Below are 18,054 nucleotides of genomic sequence, written 5' to 3' on the forward strand. Positions count from 1 at the left end.
GGTCATTACCCGAAATCCAGTTGTTCAAGCGGGGGACGTACAGGCAATCCGGCATCTGCCAGCGCCTGTTTCACCTGCGGCACGGTGAACTGCCCGAAATGGAAAACGCTCGCCGCCAGCAGTCCGGTCGCGCCTGCCTGCGCGCCTTCCACGAAATGCTCCAGTGTGCCGACACCGCCGGACGCCACGACAGGCAGCCGGACCGCCGCATTGACGGCCCGCAGCAGGTCGAGATCGAATCCCGAACGCGTCCCGTCCCGATCCATTGAGGTCAGGAGGATTTCGCCTGCCCCACGCGCCGCGACATCACGGCACCAGTCGACCACGTCGATCCCCGTCGGTGTACGACCACCATGCGTATAGACTTCCCAGCCGCCCTTGCCGTCGGACCGCGCGTCCACACCCACAACCACACACTGGCTGCCGAACTTGTTGGCGGCCTCGCTCACCAGTTCGGGGCGCGTCACCGCCGCCGAGTTCATCGCGCACTTGTCGGCACCCGCCAGAAGAAGGCGCCGCATGTCCGCCGTCGTCCGTATGCCGCCACCAACAGTAAGAGGGAGAAAAATCCGCTCTGCCGTACGGCTCACCACGTCCAGAATAGTGTCGCGGTTCTCGTGGCTGGCCGTGATGTCGAGAAAGGTGAGTTCATCGGCACCGGCGGCGTCATAAACCGCTGCCTGCTCTACGGGATCGCCCGCATCGCGAAGCGAGACGAAATTGACGCCTTTCACCACCCGGCCGTTCTTGACGTCCAGACAGGGGATCACGCGCAGTTTCAGCATCAGGACAGAACCCGGAGCGCGTCGGCCGGTGAGATGCGGCCATCATACAGCGCTCGCCCGACGATCACCCCTTCGATGCCCGACACCTGCGATGCCACGCGACGCAGCGCGGCCAGATGATCCAGCGATCCCACGCCACCGCTGGCGATCACCGGCACTGATACCGTCTGCGCCAGTTCCGCCGTCTGGTTGAGATCCAGCCCTTCCAGCATACCGTCGCGACTGATCTCGGTGAAGATGATCGCCGCCACACCAGCGTCCTGCATCCGAAGTCCCAGATCGGTCGCCTGCATGTCGGACACTTCCGCCCATCCCTCCGTCGCCACGAAACCCATGCGGGCATCGATTCCGGCAACGATCCGTCCGGGAAAAAGGCGACAGGCTTCCCGCACCAGTTCAGGGTTCTTCACCGCCACGGAGCCGAGGATCACCCGCGATATGCCGGCTTCCAGCCAGCTTTCGATCCCTGCCAGATCGCGAAGACCTCCGCCAAGCTGCACAGGCACTTTCGCGTTGGCCACGATCTGCTTCACGGCGTCGGTATTGGCGGAACGCCCCGCAAAGGCCCCATTCAGATCGACGACATGCAGCCAGTTGAACCCGGCTTCGCACCATGCGCGCGCCTGAGCCCCCGGATCGTCCGAATAGACCGTCGCGTCGTCCATCTCACCGCGACGCAGGCGGACACAGGCACCGTCCTTGAGGTCGATGGCAGGATACAGCGTGAGGGCTCGTGCAGTCATGTCGGCAGGTTTTCCATTTTCGAACTCGGAGACGGCGCCGTTCTGCACAAGGCGGCTCTGCTCCTGCAGGCGTTTCACAAAATACAGGCCACGCACCATCCGGCCTTCCACAAGAGCGTAATAGGGGTTCGTCCCCCAGTGCTCGAACTCCATGCTGCGGAACAACGCTATCGCGCCGCCCTGCGTTTCACGAACATCCAGCGTCAGGAACTGATACCCCATCGCCCGCGCGCATTTGAGAATTTCCTCGATCAGCACACGACCGAGACCAATTCCCCGCGCATAAGGGGCAATATGGAACTGCATGGCATTCGCCGTCATCGCCTGCGCTTCGTTGCTGCGCGAGGGACGCACAAGCTGTGCCGACCCGACGATATTACCATCCTGCCGGGCCACGAACAGCATCCGCTCCGGCACGAGAAAGATTCCCCGGAAGTAACGCTCCAGAACCGACCGCCCCTGCGGCTTCACCCATCCGAAACCGCCACCACCGAGAATCGACGCATCGACGCTCTCGCACAGCGCCTGCAGATCGTCCTCGTCCAGCATCTCCGCCCGTTCCGCCATCAGGCCGGGTGTAATGCTGCCTGAGCCCAGCCCGGACATTATGCTTCTCCGCCCGGTGTCCACTGGAGGAAATTCGCCAGAATCTTCAGGCCGACGCTCTGGCTCTTCTCGACATGAAACTGCGTGCCTGCGCGGTTGCGGTGGGCCACCATCGCAGGGACCGCGCCGCCATAATCCGTCGTCGCCAGCAGATGGTCCGCAGACGCCCCGGTCAGAGCATAAGAATGCACGAAATAGCCATGCGGTCTGGACCCCAAACCTTCGGTCAACGGATGCGCACGGCTCAGTGATAGCTGGTTCCAGCCCATCTGGGGCAGACGCAGGCCGGGGGCTTCCATCGGTGCAATCTCGCCACTGATCCAGCCCAGTCCACGGGTTTCTCCATGCTCGAAGCCCCGTTCGGCCATGAGCTGCATGCCGACGCAGATGCCCAGGAAAGGCGTTCCACCCTCCACTGCCGCGTTGAGGGCCGACAGCAGATCCGGAACCGCATTCAGTCCGCCCGCGCAGTCGGCAAAAGCCCCCTGCCCCGGCAGCACGATACGGTCAGCCTCGCGGACGCGGACCGGGTCATTGGTGATTTCGACGGTGACAGCGATGGAAGAGAGCCGCGCCGCCTCTTCGACCGCCCGCGCCGCAGATGCGAGATTGCCACCGTCATAATCGATGACCACAATGGACTGCGTGCACTTGACCGGCATCGTCAGGCCCTCCCCATCCGGGCCGCGACCGCGAAGGGATCTGGAATCGCCGTTATCACGCTCCCGTCTTCACTGACGGGAATGGCCGTCCGATCCATGTAGCGCAGAAGGGCCGAGGCACGATCCGGGCCAACCACCACGCCTGCCCGCACAAAGCCACGGAGGCGCAGTTCCCACTCACTGATCTCGCTGCTGAAGGCGGCCAGAGCGAAACGGGCCGGAATCATCAGAGCAGGGAGGAACCAAGTGTTGACCAGCAGTGCGCCCGCCACGATAGAGGCCGCCAAAGCCAGACCGCCCGTGATGCGCGCTCCGGACCAGATCAGCGCCAGTCCACCGAAAAACAGCACGCTCCACTGAAGTTTCTGCGGGACCAGAACGGGAAGGCTGCCTTTGCGGCGCTGCCGTTCGGGAACACCTTCACCGGGTACCCAGACCGAATACGCCTTCACAGGACCCCCTTTGTGGACGGAATCATTCCGACCGCCCGCTCATCATATTCCACAGCCATCCGCAGGGCGCGGGCCATGGCCTTGAAGGCGCTTTCAGCAATATGATGGCTGTTTCGACCTGTTTTCTGCGTGACGTGTAACGTCATCATGGACGCCATGGCAAAAGCGCGGAAAAATTCCTCGAACAGTTCCGTATCCATGACGCCGATTTTTTCGGAGGGAAACGGCACCGACCACGCAAGAAAAGGTCGTCCGGAAAGATCCACCACGACTTCGGCCAGCGCCTCGTCCAGTGGCACCAGAGCATGCCCGAAACGTCTGATGCCACGCTTGTCGCCGAGCGCCTGTCGCACGGCCTGTCCCAGCGTGATGCCCACATCTTCCACCGTGTGATGGAAATCGACCTCCAGATCGCCCCGTGCGGCAATCGTCAGATCCAGCATTCCGTGGCGTGCCAGAGCCGTCAGCATATGATCAAAAAAACCGATACCGGTGGCGATCTCGGCTTTGCCCGTTCCATCGAGACTGACGGTCACGCGGATGTCGGTCTCGGCGGTCACACGATGCAGGGAGGCGGTGCGTATCTCAGTCATGGACGCCAGTAATACAGGATCAGCGACCGCAGCGCCATCGGTTCAGGTGGCCACATTCACCACAGCGCCCCCCATCAGCCAGCCTGATGGCAGCAGGCCATGCTCTCGATCATGAGGGCAACCTGCGCCTCGGGCATGGGGCGACCGAGCAGGAAGCCCTGCATTTCGTCACACCCATGATCTTTCAGCAATGAAAGCTGGGCGCCAGTTTCGATTCCTTCCGCCGTGACCCGCAGCTTCAGCTTATGGCTCATTACGATGACGGATTCGACGATCGTCCACGCATTGGGATCGTTCGTAATCTTATTGATGAACGACCTGTCCACCTTGACCTTGTCGAAGGGGAAATTATGGAGATAGGCGAGGCTGGAATAACCGGTTCCAAAATCGTCCAGCGCAACGCGCACACCCAGTGCGCGCAGGTCTTTCACCAGAGCCAGAGCTTTCGGTACATCCTCCATCAGAAGGCTTTCCGTCACTTCGAGTTCCAGCCGTGTTGGCGACAGACCCGTATCCAGAAGCACCTGCCGGACGACATCGATCAGATCGACACGCTGGAACTGCGTGGGCGAAAGGTTGACGGCAATACTGACATCCGCAGCCCAGCCAGCCGCAACAGAACAGGCCGTCCGCAGCACCCATTCGCCAAGCGGAACGATCAGGCCGGTTTCCTCCGCCAACGGAATAAAGCGACTGGGCGGGATCATCCCCCGTTCCGGATGAGGCCAGCGCGCCAGCGCCTCGAAGCCAGTAATCTCGCCCCCGATATCGAACAGGGGCTGATAATAGACCTGCAGTTCCTGGCGACCCAGAGCGGCTCGCAGATCCAGTTCGAGATCATGCCGTTCCCGCACCGCCGTATCCATGCCCGACTGGAACTCGCACACCTGCCCCTTACCCTGCAGTTTGGCCTGATACATCGCAATGTCGGCGCTTTTGAGCACCATCTGCGCTGTTTCGCCATCCCGCGGGCAGAGGGCCACACCGATGCTCACGCCGACATACACATCGTGACCGGCAAGAATGAAAGGCTGCCACAAACACGAAATCAGACGTTTGGCCAGTTGCATCGCGTCATCGACGCGTGCCACGGAGCGCATCACGATGATGAATTCATCGCCGCCAAGCCGGGCGATATAATCGATGTCCCGTAGCTGGGCCTGAAAACGGACCGCGACCTCTTTCAGCAGCATATCACCGGCATGATGGCCGAGAGAATCGTTAACCGCCTTGAACCCGTCGAGATCAAGTCCGAGGACCGCCGCCTGCGTCTCGTTCCGCCGGGCGTGTTCAATAACCTGTCCCAGCACGCTTTCCAGCCCACGCCGGTTAGGAAGAGACGTCAGCGTGTCATGCATGGCGAGATAGCGAATATAGTCCTCGGCGGCCTTGCGCTCCGTGATATCGCGAATGGCGACAACCGTGGCCTGCCCTTCGACATACGGCACCTCGCGGGACAGCACCTCCACCGGTACCCGACGCCCTGTTGCTCCCGTCAGTTCAAGCTGGGTCGGCGATTCACCCCGGCTGGCCAGAGCCGCGACGATATCCTGATGTCCCACCAGATGTGAAGCGAACAGATCCGCCACTTTCAGCAGCTTGATCGCATGCAGGTCGAGGCCCGTCATATCGAGAATGCGCTGATTGGCATCCACAACCCTGCCTTCCCGGCTGATCAGGATGCCCTCGAACGTCCCATCCGCGAGATGACGCACGCGATCGCTTTCCTGCTGCTGGGCAATGGCCACCCGAACATCGAGAAGCGAGGCGATGCACAGCACGAAGAAAATCGCCACAACCCCGGAAAGGCTCATGACGGACAAGGGGGAGAACAAGGCGCTGTCCGGCGTCTGCATGACGGCCAGCCAGCGATCGAATGGCAGGATCGAGCCCATCGATCCAAGGGGAAGAACAGACAACGTCAGAGCCAGCAGCATGCAGGCTGTCAGACGCGGCCGGGTAGCAAGAGAACTGCCCAGTTCCCAGAATGAAAAAGCGCACAGGGTCGTGCCGAGTATCAGCGTGATGAGAACGGCCGACAGATCATAGGCGAGAGTGGCCGGACTGACGGTTGCGACGAGGATATAGAAGGCCGAAAAAGCCATTCCGAAGGCCAGCACGCCACCTGCCATGATGACGGTTTTGATGGAACGTCGGGGCCTCAGATAAAGATATGCGGCCCCGGCCGCCGTAGTGAGGGTCATCAGGCCCGCGATTTCGGTTGCGGGCTGCGGGAAATTCCAGAGAAGATTGGGATAGGTGGACCAGAAGGTATCGAAAAAAGTGATCAGCTCCGCGAGAGCCACGACCACGGCAAAACCGCCGATCCTTTTCCACGGGGCCCAACTCTTCTGCGACAGAGCCTGAATGGCCAGAATGGCGAAACAGAACGCCAGCCCCAGCACCGTGATATGGGAACCGAAATGCTGTTCGCTCAGCAGAAAGGTAAACAGCCGTTCCATATGACGCGCGCTCAATCCAGAGGAAACATACTTCAGTCTCCCGTTGAACTAGCCACACACTTCTTAATGATCACATAAAATGAAGCGTCCCGACAGAAATCGTCTCAATTTCTGTTTGCGCAATACCTTGTTTTTCGGCGGTTCCGGAAACATTCGGATTGCAGAAAATCGCGCGAATACTGTGAGCATTTGCCGATGATCAGCACGCAGGAGCGCAGGGCCAGACCCAGCCTCAGTCCGCCATCGTCGAATCCGGTTCGAAAGCCAGAAACTTGCCCGCCTCATGCTGGCGGGTTTTCATCAGGGCCAAAGCCCCTTTGTGACCCGCCCTCGCGGCCTGACGCATCCTGTCCTTCGCGGACCCCTTGGAGATGTGATGCGAGCGACCCGTCAGAACGAGCCGCGCCGACATGTACATTGCACCGGCGTTTCCGAGCAGCACCCCGCGTTCGTACCACTTCATGGCTTCCGGAAGATCAGGCGGCGTCGCCACCGTGGCCCAGTAATCACCAAGCACACAGGCGGCACGACCGTTTTCCGCAGAGGCCGCCTTGCGCAGCAGGGTTTCGCCCCGGGTCAGGCGACGCAGCCGCTCCAGTCGTGCCGTGGCGTCCGCGTCGCCCTCCGGCGCCTTATGGTTCTCCACCATAAGGCATTCGCCCAGCATCCCCATCGCCTGCACATGACCACCATCAGCGGCAATTTCCAGATGATGACGTGCTTTGGACGCATCCTGAGGCAGAAAACCACCCTGCCCATACCAAACCGCCACCATGTAGTGGGCGACGCCCAGCCTCACTTCCAGAGGTACGCGGAGCAGTTCCATCATACGTTCCGGCGAAGCACCTTCCCGTAATTCGATGTCCGCCAACCCGACACACGCAAGCGGCAGACCATGTGCCGCAGCCACCTTCAAAGCCTCTACACGCTCCCGGGATGGGGGAGCCTTGGTGGCATCAAGAAGCCACGCCAGAAAAAGAGAGGCTTCCGGCTCTGCGTGCCCATGTCCAAGACGGGCGAATGCAAATGCATCCTCCTCCCGCCGATCGCCACGGGTTGGAGACTCAAGAACATTCACGTCTGGCACGAAGCCATCCCATGCGAGACGTGCGGCGTGCACACAGGCTGGTGCGCAGCCTGCCCGAGCGGCCTTTTCCATCCACCATGCCGCGTATCCGGCATGCGCGGCCACATCCTGATCGCCGTAAAGATAAGTCTTGCCGACAAGAAACATGTCGTCGGCGTTACCGGCATGCGCCTCTGCCAGATGACGAGGGAGATTGTTTCCACGCTGCGTCAATCTGAACAGTTTACGCCACATTGCCTTCAGTCTTCCGGATCAAAAAAATGGAAAATCCCATTAACAAGACAGGAGTATTTTCCAGAACCTACTCTGTCATTTCATTAGCAGGTCTCCATGAAGAAACCCAAACATTGTTTAAGCGTTCATCTTTGTTAAGCTGAATCAACGGTTACTCCGTGCTTTCAACAAAGCCACGAGACGTTTCTATACCGAGCCAACACCCGGCAGAGCCACCCAATGCCTCGGACTGACGATATACCGGCGTCAAGAAATGTTACCTGGGCCGGGCGGATGTCGCCTCTGGAGAACAAAGGAGCGTTCGCTTTTTCCGGCTCACTATCCGGAAAACAAAAAGCGGGCCTTTCGGCCCGCTCTTTACTTAATCTGTCCGGCGGAAAATTTATTTTTTCCAGACTTTTCTGCCCACGAACCTGCCCAAGGGGCCCGCGAACGTTGTCGCGACTGACATGATCGTGAGGGTCTGCTTCAACTCGTTGATGCGGCGATCACGATTCAGGTGGGCCTCGACCTCAGACGGGTACAGATAGGACCTGCGACCAAAGAACGCGAACACCAGAGCAAGGAAGATATCGACGAAAAACACCAGCGCCGGGGACACAACCGGTCCAAAGCCGAACTCGTAGCGGAAAATTGCCCAAAGCAGAGCGTGACCCGTGATCAGGGAAAAGAAACCAAGGACGGCGGCAACCAGAAGCAGAGCCACCTGACGACCGACCCGCATGGCCTTCTGCTGCAGAAGTTGTACCTCTGCATGAGCAGCGGCCTTGCCGACTTCAAAAATGTGCATTGCGTCCTCGTCTACCTCACATGGACCGGCATCGAGGATGATCCGGCGTCCCAGTTGTCAATTCCTCCACGGCACGGCCGGGACAGGAATCGAACCCCTCATCTCGCGAGGCGGGTCGCCTTCTGGCCCCGGGCCCTCGCCGGAGGTTCCCGGGGCGGAACATTAACGCGACAGGCGGCCGAGGACAAACCCCACCGCAAAAGAAGCCGCGATCGACAGAAACGGCTTCGCACTTACATTAGTAGCAACCGTTTTCTTCTGATGTTCAGCAATCTCCCGAGCATTTGAAACGGCTGTGTTCGCCGCGCCCGAAAGAGGCGGCACAACATGGGCGTTGAGGAAGTGTTCGAGCTGCTTCTTCAGCACTTCCAGCTCGTCGCGCGCACTGGTGGCGGCATCCTCAGCCGCTGCTGCCGCCTGATTTTTGATCTTGTCTGCGGACATAGTCTTGCTGCTCCTTCGAACCGGCAACCCGGCTTTTTGCTCTGTTACAACGCAGAGCCAACACCCAATCTTAACGACTGTCCAGCAGTGTGGTTCCATACAGCTATGAAAACACGTCATATAGCCGACACGCTCGCCGTCGAAGGCCTCTGCCTTGCGGCGGATTCTCCGCCCCTGTCATTCTCTCTGACGGCAGGTGAGTGTCTCGCGCTTCTTTTCCTGAATGACACGCGCAGCACTCTGTCTCTGCTCGCCGATACCCTCGCAGGTCATCGTCATGCAGTCGCCGGTCGCCTGATGATGGCCGATCAGGACATCACGCGACGGAGACCCGGTCATCGGGCTATAGCGACGGTCGGCGCGCGCGACCCGCTGTTCGACCATCTTTCCGTCCGCGAAAACGTCGCTTTTCCCTTGCGGGCCAGAAAACGCCCCTCGGAGGAGATCTCCCACCGCGTCAGCCAGACGCTTGCGCTCCTCGGCCTTGAGAGGCTGGTCGAAGCACGGCCTTCCCGCCTGACGGCCGCCGAACGCATCCGGGTGGCTCTTGCACGCGCCCTTGCAACCGATCCCGCCGTCATCGTGCTGGAAGATGCCTTCACCGGACTGGACAGCGAAACCCGACGCGATCTCCACCAGCGCCTGTTCCGCCTGCAACGCGCCCAGGACCTGAGCCTGCTGCTGCTGACCCGCGACCGGGCCGATGCCCTTGCCGCCGGGCAACGGATCGGTGTGCTGGAAGCCGGAACCCTGCTGCAACTGGGAGTCGCCAATGATCTGATAGAACGCCCCGCTTCGGCCCGAGTGGCCGTCGCCATGGCGGATGCCAACGTGCTTGTCGGCATGGCCCTGTCCATTGACGACGATATCGTCAGAGCCCGACTCGCTTGCGGAGGTGAAATGGAAGCACTCGCGGAAACAGGTGTGGAAGAAAACGAGGTCATCGACCTTTGCATCCGCCCCAATCAGATCGCCCCCATGATGCAGCGCGGACCACATACAGATGACAACGATGGCTTTCTTTCCGCCACTCTCACCGATGTCCGCAATGTGGGAGACCTCCTGATTCTCCGCTTCCGCCTTGAGGACGGAATGGAAGTGACGGTCCACCGGCCACCCGGCACGCTGCCGCCCGGAACCGCCCCGGGACAGGCCGCTTTGCTTGCCTGGAGGCCGACGGGGGCTTTGGCCTTTCCGTCGGTGGGCAAACAGGGTTAATCTGGTCTACATCTGACTGAAGCCAAGGCTGAATTTTGTCTTCCTTGCCCACTACGCCCCGTCATCTGCGACCGTTCGTGCGGTCGAAACGTCGTTCAACCGCACTGCTCGCGGGAGCTGGTCTGACTGCCGTTCTGTCGTTCGCGGCTCTCGGGTCGCCTGCAGCTTCCGCACGGACAGGTAAGCCCCGCTCCACGGCGATCGTGGTCGCCACTCCATCCGGCAAGCTGAACTGCACGCTGAATGAAACCATCTGGCGTCCGTTCACCCAGCTGACACACCAGAAAATCCGCACCGTTTCATGGAACGACGCGATTGCGACCTCCCATCAGGATATTCGCGTAAATTCGCAGAACTGGTCACTCGCGCTGGTTGAGGATGACGCGGCACAGGCAGGGTGCGCCGCAGGCCTGTTTGTCTCCTCCCCTTCCGCGGACGTCGAGGCGCGCGATCCCAACGCCTGCGGCGTACCGGCGCTTTCCCTCGATTTTGCCCTTTCCTGGGACAGTTCACGCTTTTCCGGCCGCCCCAACTGGAGAGATTTCTGGGACGTCGCACGCAACCCCGGCAAACGGGGCCTGCGAGCCGACCCCAGAGGCACTCTGGAAGCCGCCCTGCTGTCCGAAGGTGTGCCGCTCAACGCCATCTACAGCACCCTCTCGACACCAGAAGGCCTCGACCGGGCATTCCGGCGACTGAGTCAGTTGCGGCCTTACATTGTGTGGTGGAAATCACCGGAAGAAGCGATGTACATCCTCACCAGCGGTGCTGCCCTGATGGGGCTCGCGCCGACGGCCGAAGTGCTGAGGACGAACGCAACGCTGCCAGCCCCACGCTTCAGGATTTTATGGTTTCCCCTCCTGCGCATCAACTATGACTGGGTCATTCCGACCGGCGGCACGCGGGATCTGACAACCGCCAGAGCCCTGCAAACCTGGGCCTCAGCCTCGGAACAGCAGAATGCCCTCAATGGCAGACTGATCAGTGCGCCTCCGACTTCCGGCCCGGACGCCCTCCCCAATCCCGGAGGCATCCCTCCCGCGCTGCCGTTGAATGCGACCTTCTGGCGCGAGCATTTTCCCGCCATCGAGGCACGTTTCGACAAGTGGCGTTCAATGCGCTAGGGGCTAGCCCATGCAATCCGCATCTTTTCCACCCGGTTTCATTGCGACCCATGCCCTCCTGACCTTTTGCGCCGCAGTCACGATGTCCGCGCTTTCTCTGGGGATGCAGCGCAACCGGATCTGGTATTTCATTCTGGTCGCGCTCTGGATTCCCGGAACCATCAGCGCGCTATGGCTGCCGTCCCTTCTGCTCTCGCCAACGCTTTTCCCCCGCGAACCAATCCCGACGCTCATTTCGGTCATTCAGGGTTTTTTCATCAGCCCGACGCTGATTCTCCCCTTGATGGGAGCACTCCTTACTGCCGCTCCGGGACTAAGCCGAACGGCGCAAGCCCTCGGAGCCGATCGGTCGCGCCGTGTGGCGCTGATCTGGCTACCCCTTCTGCGCCGCCGGATGATGCTTGGCGGCGTGGCGGTCGCACTACTCGCCACTCTCATGGCCTTTGCTCTCGCGTGGCGACCTGCCGTTTCATTCTGACAGCTTGCTGACAGGCATATGAAAATGCCGTGACGTGCGCTCATAGGGCCAGACGTCAGGGCTGACTGATTCTGCTGGCGCACAGAGCGCCTCCTGCAGCTTGGCCAGCGGGAAGCGCTCTGTGCGGGCAGCAGGAAGGTTTCTCAAAAAGAGGTGGAAACCGTTCCCGTCATATTGAAACGCGGCTCGACCATGAATGAATTTCCGTACCCGGTATAAGCGGCCTGACTGCCACTCCAGACCAGCTGAGAATTCGCGTCGTGCCGACTATAGACAACGCCCATCGCGCCCGTCCGCACGATCGACCCGGTGAGGTTGGCAAAATTCAGTCGCACTGTCGGCGATTTTGCAAAGAAAAAGGGCTTGAAGTGATAGCCGAATGACAGGGTATCGGTCACATAGCCCGGCATACGCTGGTCGCCCGCCACGCTCACCGACTGCGGACCGGTATAGTGAACCGTCGCATTCGAAAAGAAGCCTCGATAAGTATAGCTTAAACCGAAATTAGCCGTCACTCTTGGTGCCATGACAGCCTGCGAGCCCTTGGAGTGCAGCAGCGTGTTGCTATACGGATCCATCACGTTGCTGTCCTGCGTTGCATGGAGATACTCCACAGACGCGTAAGGACTGAACCCATGAATCGGTCGGCCTGAAATGGAGAAATCAAAACCACGCATGGTCTGGTTTCCAATCGAGATGGGCAGGAAACTGTTCATCCCGATATACTGGTTCACGATCCGGTTCGTGACATTGTAATTGAACAGGGACAGGTCGGCCATGATGTAATCATCGTGGTACCTATATCCGAGTTCTTCCTTGATGGAATACTGGTTCTTCAGGAAGTTCGAACTCGTTGGCAACCAGCCCATATCCACAGCGCTTGGCTGACGGTAATCACCAGAGGCATTGATGTAAATCTGGCTGTGTTTGTCGATGTCATAGCCGATGGAAAGCTGCGGCAGCGGTTCCGTCGTATTTTTGCTGTAGCGATTATACGGATCGGATGTCCAGCTGTTGGACATGACAAACTTGAAACCGGCGTGAATGACCAGCCGATCCTGCAAATATTTCGCGGTGTCCTGTACAAATATACTGTGGATTTCATAACCCGCGTTCTGCTCGTAAGGATGTGTCGTCTTGTAATAAACCCACGGGCTGGCTGGTGTACCATCCGCACGGGTCGAACCACTCGGATATGACTGATCCGTGTAGTTGTTTTCATACCAGTAGCCGACAGAGAAGACGTTATGCCGATCGATCTCGTAATTGAGTTTCGCAACGGCCCCCACGCGCTTGGTATCATTCTGCAGGAAGAAATTCGTCTGACTCTGACCAGCCGCGTTATAGCCACCAGGAGCGGCATCCCAGCCCTGACCGAAGTTGAAGTAGGGCTGGATATCCAGGCTCAGTCGCGCAGGCAGAACGATATGAACCGGTGCCGTCAGGAAAATCTGATTCCAGTGATCGTTATTGTTCTTCCAGTAATTGGCACTCGACGCATTACTGTTGCGCCCATATCCCACACCCGTGTGCTTGTAGCTGTAAAATTCCTGCTCGGTCGGATAATTGTCGATCGTGAAATCCGCATTGTTCCATGAAAGAAACAGTTTGGCGTTCGAGCCGTTATCCCAGTCCTTCTGAAGTCCAAAATCAATGTGACGCCGCCCGTTAATTCCGGAACCCATCCAGCTTCTCGCGTGCGTGTTTGAAAAGGATACGTAGCTACGGATGCCGCTGTTTCCAATTTCTCCGGATTCCAAACGGACAAATTCGCGGGACAGATTGTTTGTTCCATAAGAGAAATCCATCAGACCGCCGAACTTATGGGCGGCGGCATGACTCTTTTCTTCCAAGACGCCACCCGCGGCGGACATCACAGGCAGATCCGTTCCTGAACTACCGGGGGTGAGGCTAACCGAATCCAGATTTTCCGAATCGATATTCTCAGCCAGATATTTCGCGGCCGCTGCGGGCGCATTATCAATCAGCAGCCCCATGTCGAGATCGGTCAGACCGCGTGTCTGGATCATTCCACCCTGCATGCCTGCGGAATCGGGGCGTGACACACTGACACTCGGCAGGTTCTGGATAAGATCAAGCGCCGTACTGGTCGGAGAGCGCATTTCGATGAACTGCTTTGTCACCGTCTGCACGGCATGAGGGGCAGTTTCCAGCCGGATCATGCCACCCCCACCATTTCTTCTGTTCGGCGAGGCCTTTACCATGACGGTTTCTGTCTTGGCCGAAACGACATGATCGGCCGGGCGATGGGGCTGCACGGTCGGCCGCCCTGCTGAAGCCGGGCGAGAAGATGTCTGCGCGTTCCGCTGTGCCGCAGCGGCGTGATGACGAGACGTTGCCGCCGCCCATGCAGCGTCACTGGTGACGACCGAACCGGAGCACACCACTGCGGCTGAACTGGCGAGGACAGCGCGTCTCACCGATCGGCGACCTGCCATTTTGAACGGAACAAGCATACTTCCCCCCTTTAATACACGCACAGCAATGCGAATACCTGCGTCAACCACCAGCAGACTGTCTTTTGGACGAACAACCGATTGCCGCAGTCCTTCTCTATTCCACGCAGGAATACCGCACTGAAGGAAAGCATCTGGCGGAAAAATCCGTTCACGCTCCGGGCCATCGGACATATGAATACCCTCGTCCACAGGACCGTGGGTGTTGGAGAACAGCGTTCTCCACGGAAACACCAGAGGCCGCAGTGGGCTGACTTTCCCGATCTTCGGACGTTTCACGTCAGCCTCGCGTCAGATATTTGGACGACCCGGTTGCCACGCCAGCACCCGTTCACACGCTCCAATGGCCTGCGCCCGTGAGAAAAGGATGCACCATGAAAAGTCGTGAACGTGACGCAGCAAAGGTCAGGGAGGGAGGACAGGGGCATCAGATACAGCCTGCCATGCGCATGGAATAACAGCCTATGGATGGCGGAAATATCACGGGAAACCTCATGTCGCGAAAATAACGTTTTCTCTGGCACAGCAAAGGACAGAATAAGACAGTGGAGTATCCGACACGTTGCCGTCCATATCCAAGTTCAGTATAAACCGTTGCCTTTTTGAGAACGAAACGAACCGCCTTTGCAACAGTCCGGTTTGGGAAGAGGCAACGCCGCGTCATAGCCATGACATACCCAGAAGGGAATACCCTCTGGAGCTGCGATCAGCAGCATAAAAAAGGCCAGCGGCGGACTGAATCCAACGGGTAATTGAGACATAACGGCTTCCAGAAGTGCCCTGCGGAAAATGAGTTCATCCGGGCAGGAGGGCTGCCCCTCCCGCAATCTCCGCCTCCATAAGGGATCCTGCTTCAAGTTCCCTCTTCCGCACCCGACCTGCCGATACGCCCGAACACATCTTTCCCCCGCGACGCCTTAAGACTATCTTTCAGCATGACCACCAAGAAACCCTTCTGGGAAACCAAGACCCTCGCGCAGATGTCTACCGAGGAATGGGAATCCCTGTGTGACGGCTGCGGCCGGTGCTGCCTGCATAAGTTGCGGGACGAAGATGACGAGACGCTGCACTATACCAATGTAGCGTGCCGTCTGCTCGATACACATGACTGCCGCTGTAGCGATTACCCCAATCGTCATCGCAAGGTGCAGGACTGCATCACCCTGACGCCGTCCATGCTGGAAACGATAGACTGGCTCCCACCGACCTGCGCCTACAAACGTCTGTCGGAGGGGCTTCCGCTGCCCACATGGCATCCGCTCATCACCGGGACGGCCGACAGCGTCGTTGAGGCCGGGGTGTCCGCAGCAGGTCGATGCGTCAGCGAGCGTAAGGCCGGTATTCTGGAAGACTATATCGTCGCCTGGCCGGCGCTTGATCCAACTGCAGAATCCGATCCATGACAGAGCGGGGACAAAGGTCCGCCGATTTGCTGAGCGGTCTTCCAACCAGCATCCAGCTTTCCGATGGCCCCTTTCCCGTCACATGGCGTCGCTCTGCCCGTGCCCGCCGTCTCTCTCTCCGGCTGGCGCGTTCCGGTGATCATGTCATCGTCACGCTCCCGCCCGGCTTGCCTGCCCAGTCAGGCTTCGCTCTTCTCGCCGCCCATCGCGACTGGATTGCCCGGCAACTTCAACGCCGCCCCGTCCAACTGAATTTCGCGGCAGGGAGCACCATCCCGATCAATGGCGTTCCGCACACCATTTATCATACCCCTGACGGGCATGGTGGCGCGTGGATCGATGGCACGCTCCTGTATGTCAGTGGAGACATCGACTTCCTCCCTCGTCGCGTTCAGGATTTTCTTCAGCGGATGGCCAGCAGGCAATTCGGTCAGCGGGTGCCGACTCTTTCGGAAACAACCCGACTGCTGCCGACGAGTGTTGTCATACGAAACACTCTTTCCCGTTGGGGAAGCTGCACGACGGCCGGTCGGATCATGCTGACATGGCGGCTCATCATGGCGCCTCCGTTTGTGCAGGATTACGTCATTTTCCACGAACTTGCGCACCTGAAGCACCACAATCACAGCGCCGCCTTCTGGCAACTGGTGGACCATATCTGCCCTCGCCGCGCAGAAGCAGAAACATGGCTCAAAACGCATGGACCAGCCCTCATGCGTGCCGCATAAGCTCACAAGTAAGGCGGTTCAGCCTCTTACCCGGGGCATGGTGACATGCTAAGAGCGCCTCCACCACGCGAGCTTGGCGGAATGGTAGACGCACGAGACTTAAAATCTCGAGTCCGTTATAGGGCGTGCGGGTTCGAGTCCCGCAGCTCGCATGTTTTTAATAGTGAAAAGCAGAGTCGCTTTGAAAAAGCTCTCCGTGTTCTGCTGGTCGCTATTCTTTTCTTGAAAACTGAGTCTGGTTGCACCTCATGAAGGGACAGTCTCATTTCAATAAAAAAGAACCTTAAAGCAGATAAACCGTCACAACATTCCAGTAAACACACGATAGAAACGCAAAAAGGGCGGATACTAGCCGCCCTTTTTACTAAGCCTCTCTCAAAATAGCAATCAGACAAGATTGAGAGTGATATTACTGCTACTTGCGTCTCCAACGAATGTCACAGTGTGGCCATCCGTCAGATTGACGACCATGCTGCCATTCACAATGCCTTCTGACGCCACGCCCGTGACCGAGAAATATGCGTTACTGTTCACAGCGCCGCCGGATACAGTCACATCGCCGGTATTGCCACTATTAATAGCGACATGGTCAGTTCCATTTGTAATATCCAGCGTAAGGGCTCCCGCACCGGCCGTGGACAGATCCAGCCCACCAGCTCCGGCAGTAACGGTCATGTCTCCGCCACCTGTCGTGACGTCCAGCTGTTTTGCCCCCCCCACCACAGTACCGGATGCGGTCGAGGATGCGAGTTGCATGATGGACAGGATGGCGTTCCCTGAACCTGTATCCGTGACCGAGAACGTTCCCGTGCCCGTAGCATAGAAAGCGGCGTCACCCGTGCCTGCATCCGTGAAGCTCGTGTCGCCACCCGACATCGAAACAGCCACAGTGCCCTGATCCTGCGCCGTAACGGTGTTCGTCCCGCTGGAAAGCGCCACATTGCCGTTCGAAAGCGTGATGTCGCCCGAACCCGCCTCGCTGCCGAAAACACTCAGAGAGGATGAGCCGGTCTGGGTGACGGTGCCGGTCGTCCCCGCTTCGTTCCAGAGATCAACTTCCTCGGTATCGCTGGATGAACCGCCCGTAATGCTGACAGACCCGTTCAGACCAGCGCCGTTGCCCAGAATAACCTGATTGGCACCACCAGCATTGATCGTGACGTCACTGTTGCCGAGCCAGACCTGATTGCTGCCACCAGAAACGCCGGTGATCGTCCAGTCAGTCGTATCATCGCTGCTGTTGGAAACAAGAATACCCGTTCCGCCAGTATAGGATACGGCGCTCGCGCCCCCGAACACGACGACAGCCGCTGTGCTTCCGGTCGTATCGATCGTCTGCGTGTTCCCGCTTGTATCGATCGTCGCCATGTTGGCGCCCTGAGCCGTCAGATCCAGGGTCGAATTCGCCCCGCTCTGCCCCATCAGGAACGTCAGGGCAGCATTTCCTGCCTGCATGGCAGAAACAACACCGCTGCCAGTCGTTACGCTGCCTGTGCCTGCGGCCGCGCTAATCGTTGCCTGACGTGTACCTGTTGCAGCGTTCCATGACAGAGAAGAACTGGCGGATGAGAGAACACCGATCGTCAGCGTGCCTGTCGAAGCCCCTGTATCCGTGACCGAGAACGTTCCGGTGCCCGTGGCATAGAAAGCCGCGTCGCCCGTGCCTGCATCCGTGAAGCTCGTGTCGCCACCCGACATCGAAACAGCCACAGTGCCCTGATCCTGCGCCGTAACGGTGTTCGTCCCGCTGGAAAGCGCCACATTGCCG

At 59.0% G+C, this 18,054-nt stretch carries 17 protein-coding genes and 1 tRNA gene; 6 read left to right on the forward strand and 12 right to left on the reverse strand.

Annotated elements, in window-relative coordinates:
• Positions 1-5: 5 nt before the first annotated feature.
• From hisF to GOB81_RS11795, 9 genes are all read right to left on the reverse strand, one after another.
• Positions 6-785, reverse strand: coding sequence for an imidazole glycerol phosphate synthase subunit HisF (gene hisF, locus GOB81_RS11755; protein ID WP_173570610.1), 780 nt, complete (start codon positions 783-785; stop codon positions 6-8).
• Entirely contained in the window at positions 785-2,134 is a 1,350-nt protein-coding gene (hisA, locus tag GOB81_RS11760) for a 1-(5-phosphoribosyl)-5-[(5-phosphoribosylamino)methylideneamino]imidazole-4-carboxamide isomerase (protein WP_173570611.1), read from the reverse strand. Before hisA ends, hisF begins: the two co-directional genes overlap by 1 nt.
• Positions 2,134-2,796 carry an imidazole glycerol phosphate synthase subunit HisH gene (gene hisH, locus GOB81_RS11765; protein WP_173570612.1) on the reverse strand — a complete coding sequence of 221 codons (663 nt, stop codon included), beginning with the start codon at positions 2,794-2,796 and terminating at the stop codon, positions 2,134-2,136. Before hisH ends, hisA begins: the two co-directional genes overlap by 1 nt.
• Positions 2,797-2,798: 2 nt before the next feature.
• Positions 2,799-3,248, reverse strand: a complete 450-nt coding sequence (locus GOB81_RS11770; protein ID WP_173570613.1) for a hypothetical protein — start codon at positions 3,246-3,248, stop codon at positions 2,799-2,801.
• Entirely contained in the window at positions 3,245-3,841 is a 597-nt protein-coding gene (gene hisB, locus GOB81_RS11775; RefSeq protein WP_173570614.1) for an imidazoleglycerol-phosphate dehydratase HisB, read from the reverse strand. Before hisB ends, GOB81_RS11770 begins: the two co-directional genes overlap by 4 nt.
• Before the next feature lie 74 nt (positions 3,842-3,915).
• The gene (locus GOB81_RS11780; RefSeq protein WP_173570615.1) at positions 3,916-6,303 is read right to left on the reverse strand and encodes a putative bifunctional diguanylate cyclase/phosphodiesterase; all 2,388 of its coding nucleotides are present in this window, start codon (positions 6,301-6,303) and stop codon (positions 3,916-3,918) included.
• Positions 6,304-6,535: 232 nt separating this feature from the next.
• Positions 6,536-7,624, reverse strand: a complete 1,089-nt coding sequence (locus GOB81_RS11785) for a tetratricopeptide repeat protein (protein ID WP_173570616.1) — start codon at positions 7,622-7,624, stop codon at positions 6,536-6,538.
• Between the two features lie 382 nt (positions 7,625-8,006).
• Positions 8,007-8,414 (reverse strand): phage holin family protein, encoded by a 408-nt coding sequence (locus GOB81_RS11790; protein ID WP_173570617.1) that lies wholly within the window; start codon positions 8,412-8,414, stop codon positions 8,007-8,009.
• A gap of 162 nt (positions 8,415-8,576) precedes the next feature.
• The gene (locus GOB81_RS11795; RefSeq protein WP_173570618.1) at positions 8,577-8,858 is read right to left on the reverse strand and encodes a hypothetical protein; all 282 of its coding nucleotides are present in this window, start codon (positions 8,856-8,858) and stop codon (positions 8,577-8,579) included.
• Between the two features lie 105 nt (positions 8,859-8,963).
• On the opposite strand from GOB81_RS11795, the gene GOB81_RS11800 reads away from it, so the two are divergent.
• From GOB81_RS11800 to GOB81_RS11810, 3 genes are read left to right on the forward strand one after another with little or no spacing between them, the layout of a single operon-like run.
• Complete coding sequence (locus GOB81_RS11800) at positions 8,964-10,076, forward strand: ABC transporter ATP-binding protein (RefSeq protein WP_173570619.1); 1,113 nt, start codon at positions 8,964-8,966, stop codon at positions 10,074-10,076.
• 44 nt (positions 10,077-10,120) lie between these two features.
• Positions 10,121-11,200: an extracellular solute-binding protein gene (locus GOB81_RS11805; RefSeq protein ID WP_242010222.1), complete on the forward strand. Its 1,080-nt coding sequence runs from the start codon at positions 10,121-10,123 to the stop codon at positions 11,198-11,200.
• Between the two features lie 10 nt (positions 11,201-11,210).
• Complete coding sequence (locus tag GOB81_RS11810) at positions 11,211-11,678, forward strand: hypothetical protein (protein ID WP_173570620.1); 468 nt, start codon at positions 11,211-11,213, stop codon at positions 11,676-11,678.
• Between the two features lie 143 nt (positions 11,679-11,821).
• Here the strand turns inward: GOB81_RS11810 and GOB81_RS11815 are convergent, their stop codons facing one another.
• Both GOB81_RS11815 and GOB81_RS11820 read right to left on the reverse strand, forming a co-directional pair.
• Positions 11,822-14,137: a TonB-dependent receptor gene (locus GOB81_RS11815; protein WP_242010235.1), complete on the reverse strand. Its 2,316-nt coding sequence runs from the start codon at positions 14,135-14,137 to the stop codon at positions 11,822-11,824.
• Between the two features lie 599 nt (positions 14,138-14,736).
• On the reverse strand, positions 14,737-15,012 hold the full coding sequence (locus tag GOB81_RS11820) for a hypothetical protein (protein ID WP_173570621.1): 276 nt from the start codon (positions 15,010-15,012) through the stop codon (positions 14,737-14,739).
• 78 nt (positions 15,013-15,090) lie between these two features.
• Between GOB81_RS11820 and GOB81_RS11825 the strand changes: the two genes are divergently transcribed.
• The 3 genes from GOB81_RS11825 (at position 15,091) to GOB81_RS11835 (ending at position 16,438) form a co-directional block, all read left to right on the forward strand.
• Positions 15,091-15,558 carry a YcgN family cysteine cluster protein gene (locus GOB81_RS11825; protein WP_173570622.1) on the forward strand — a complete coding sequence of 156 codons (468 nt, stop codon included), beginning with the start codon at positions 15,091-15,093 and terminating at the stop codon, positions 15,556-15,558.
• 26 nt (positions 15,559-15,584) lie between these two features.
• Positions 15,585-16,286 carry a M48 family metallopeptidase gene (locus GOB81_RS11830; RefSeq protein WP_242010223.1) on the forward strand — a complete coding sequence of 234 codons (702 nt, stop codon included), beginning with the start codon at positions 15,585-15,587 and terminating at the stop codon, positions 16,284-16,286.
• Between the two features lie 67 nt (positions 16,287-16,353).
• Positions 16,354-16,438 (forward strand) — tRNA-Leu (locus GOB81_RS11835).
• A 235-nt stretch (positions 16,439-16,673) separates the two neighbouring features.
• Here GOB81_RS11835 and GOB81_RS11840 read toward each other — a convergent pair.
• Positions 16,674-18,054: beta strand repeat-containing protein (locus GOB81_RS11840; RefSeq protein ID WP_173570624.1), on the reverse strand; the 1,381-nt coding region annotated here is incomplete at its 5' end.

Origin of the sequence: Acetobacter conturbans, from assembly GCF_011516755.1 — a bacterium.
GTDB lineage: Bacteria > Pseudomonadota > Alphaproteobacteria > Acetobacterales > Acetobacteraceae > Acetobacter > Acetobacter conturbans.

Excerpts from the sequence above, each read along its gene's own strand:
- GOB81_RS11825 (WP_173570622.1), top strand. The coding sequence starts at position 15,091 with ATGACCACCAAGAAACCCTTCTGGGAAACCAAGACCCTCGCGCAGATG.
- GOB81_RS11790 (WP_173570617.1), bottom strand. The coding sequence starts at position 8,414 with ATGCACATTTTTGAAGTCGGCAAGGCCGCTGCTCATGCAGAGGTACAA.
- GOB81_RS11780 (WP_173570615.1), bottom strand. The coding sequence starts at position 6,303 with ATGGAACGGCTGTTTACCTTTCTGCTGAGCGAACAGCATTTCGGTTCC.
- GOB81_RS11785 (WP_173570616.1), bottom strand. The coding sequence starts at position 7,624 with ATGTGGCGTAAACTGTTCAGATTGACGCAGCGTGGAAACAATCTCCCT.
- hisA (WP_173570611.1), bottom strand. The coding sequence starts at position 2,134 with ATGTCCGGGCTGGGCTCAGGCAGCATTACACCCGGCCTGATGGCGGAA.
- GOB81_RS11795 (WP_173570618.1), bottom strand. The coding sequence starts at position 8,858 with ATGTCCGCAGACAAGATCAAAAATCAGGCGGCAGCAGCGGCTGAGGAT.
- GOB81_RS11815 (WP_242010235.1), bottom strand. The coding sequence starts at position 14,137 with ATGGCAGGTCGCCGATCGGTGAGACGCGCTGTCCTCGCCAGTTCAGCC.
- hisF (WP_173570610.1), bottom strand. The coding sequence starts at position 785 with ATGCTGAAACTGCGCGTGATCCCCTGTCTGGACGTCAAGAACGGCCGG.
- hisB (WP_173570614.1), bottom strand. The coding sequence starts at position 3,841 with ATGACTGAGATACGCACCGCCTCCCTGCATCGTGTGACCGCCGAGACC.
- GOB81_RS11810 (WP_173570620.1), top strand. The coding sequence starts at position 11,211 with ATGCAATCCGCATCTTTTCCACCCGGTTTCATTGCGACCCATGCCCTC.
- GOB81_RS11800 (WP_173570619.1), top strand. The coding sequence starts at position 8,964 with ATGAAAACACGTCATATAGCCGACACGCTCGCCGTCGAAGGCCTCTGC.
- hisH (WP_173570612.1), bottom strand. The coding sequence starts at position 2,796 with ATGCCGGTCAAGTGCACGCAGTCCATTGTGGTCATCGATTATGACGGT.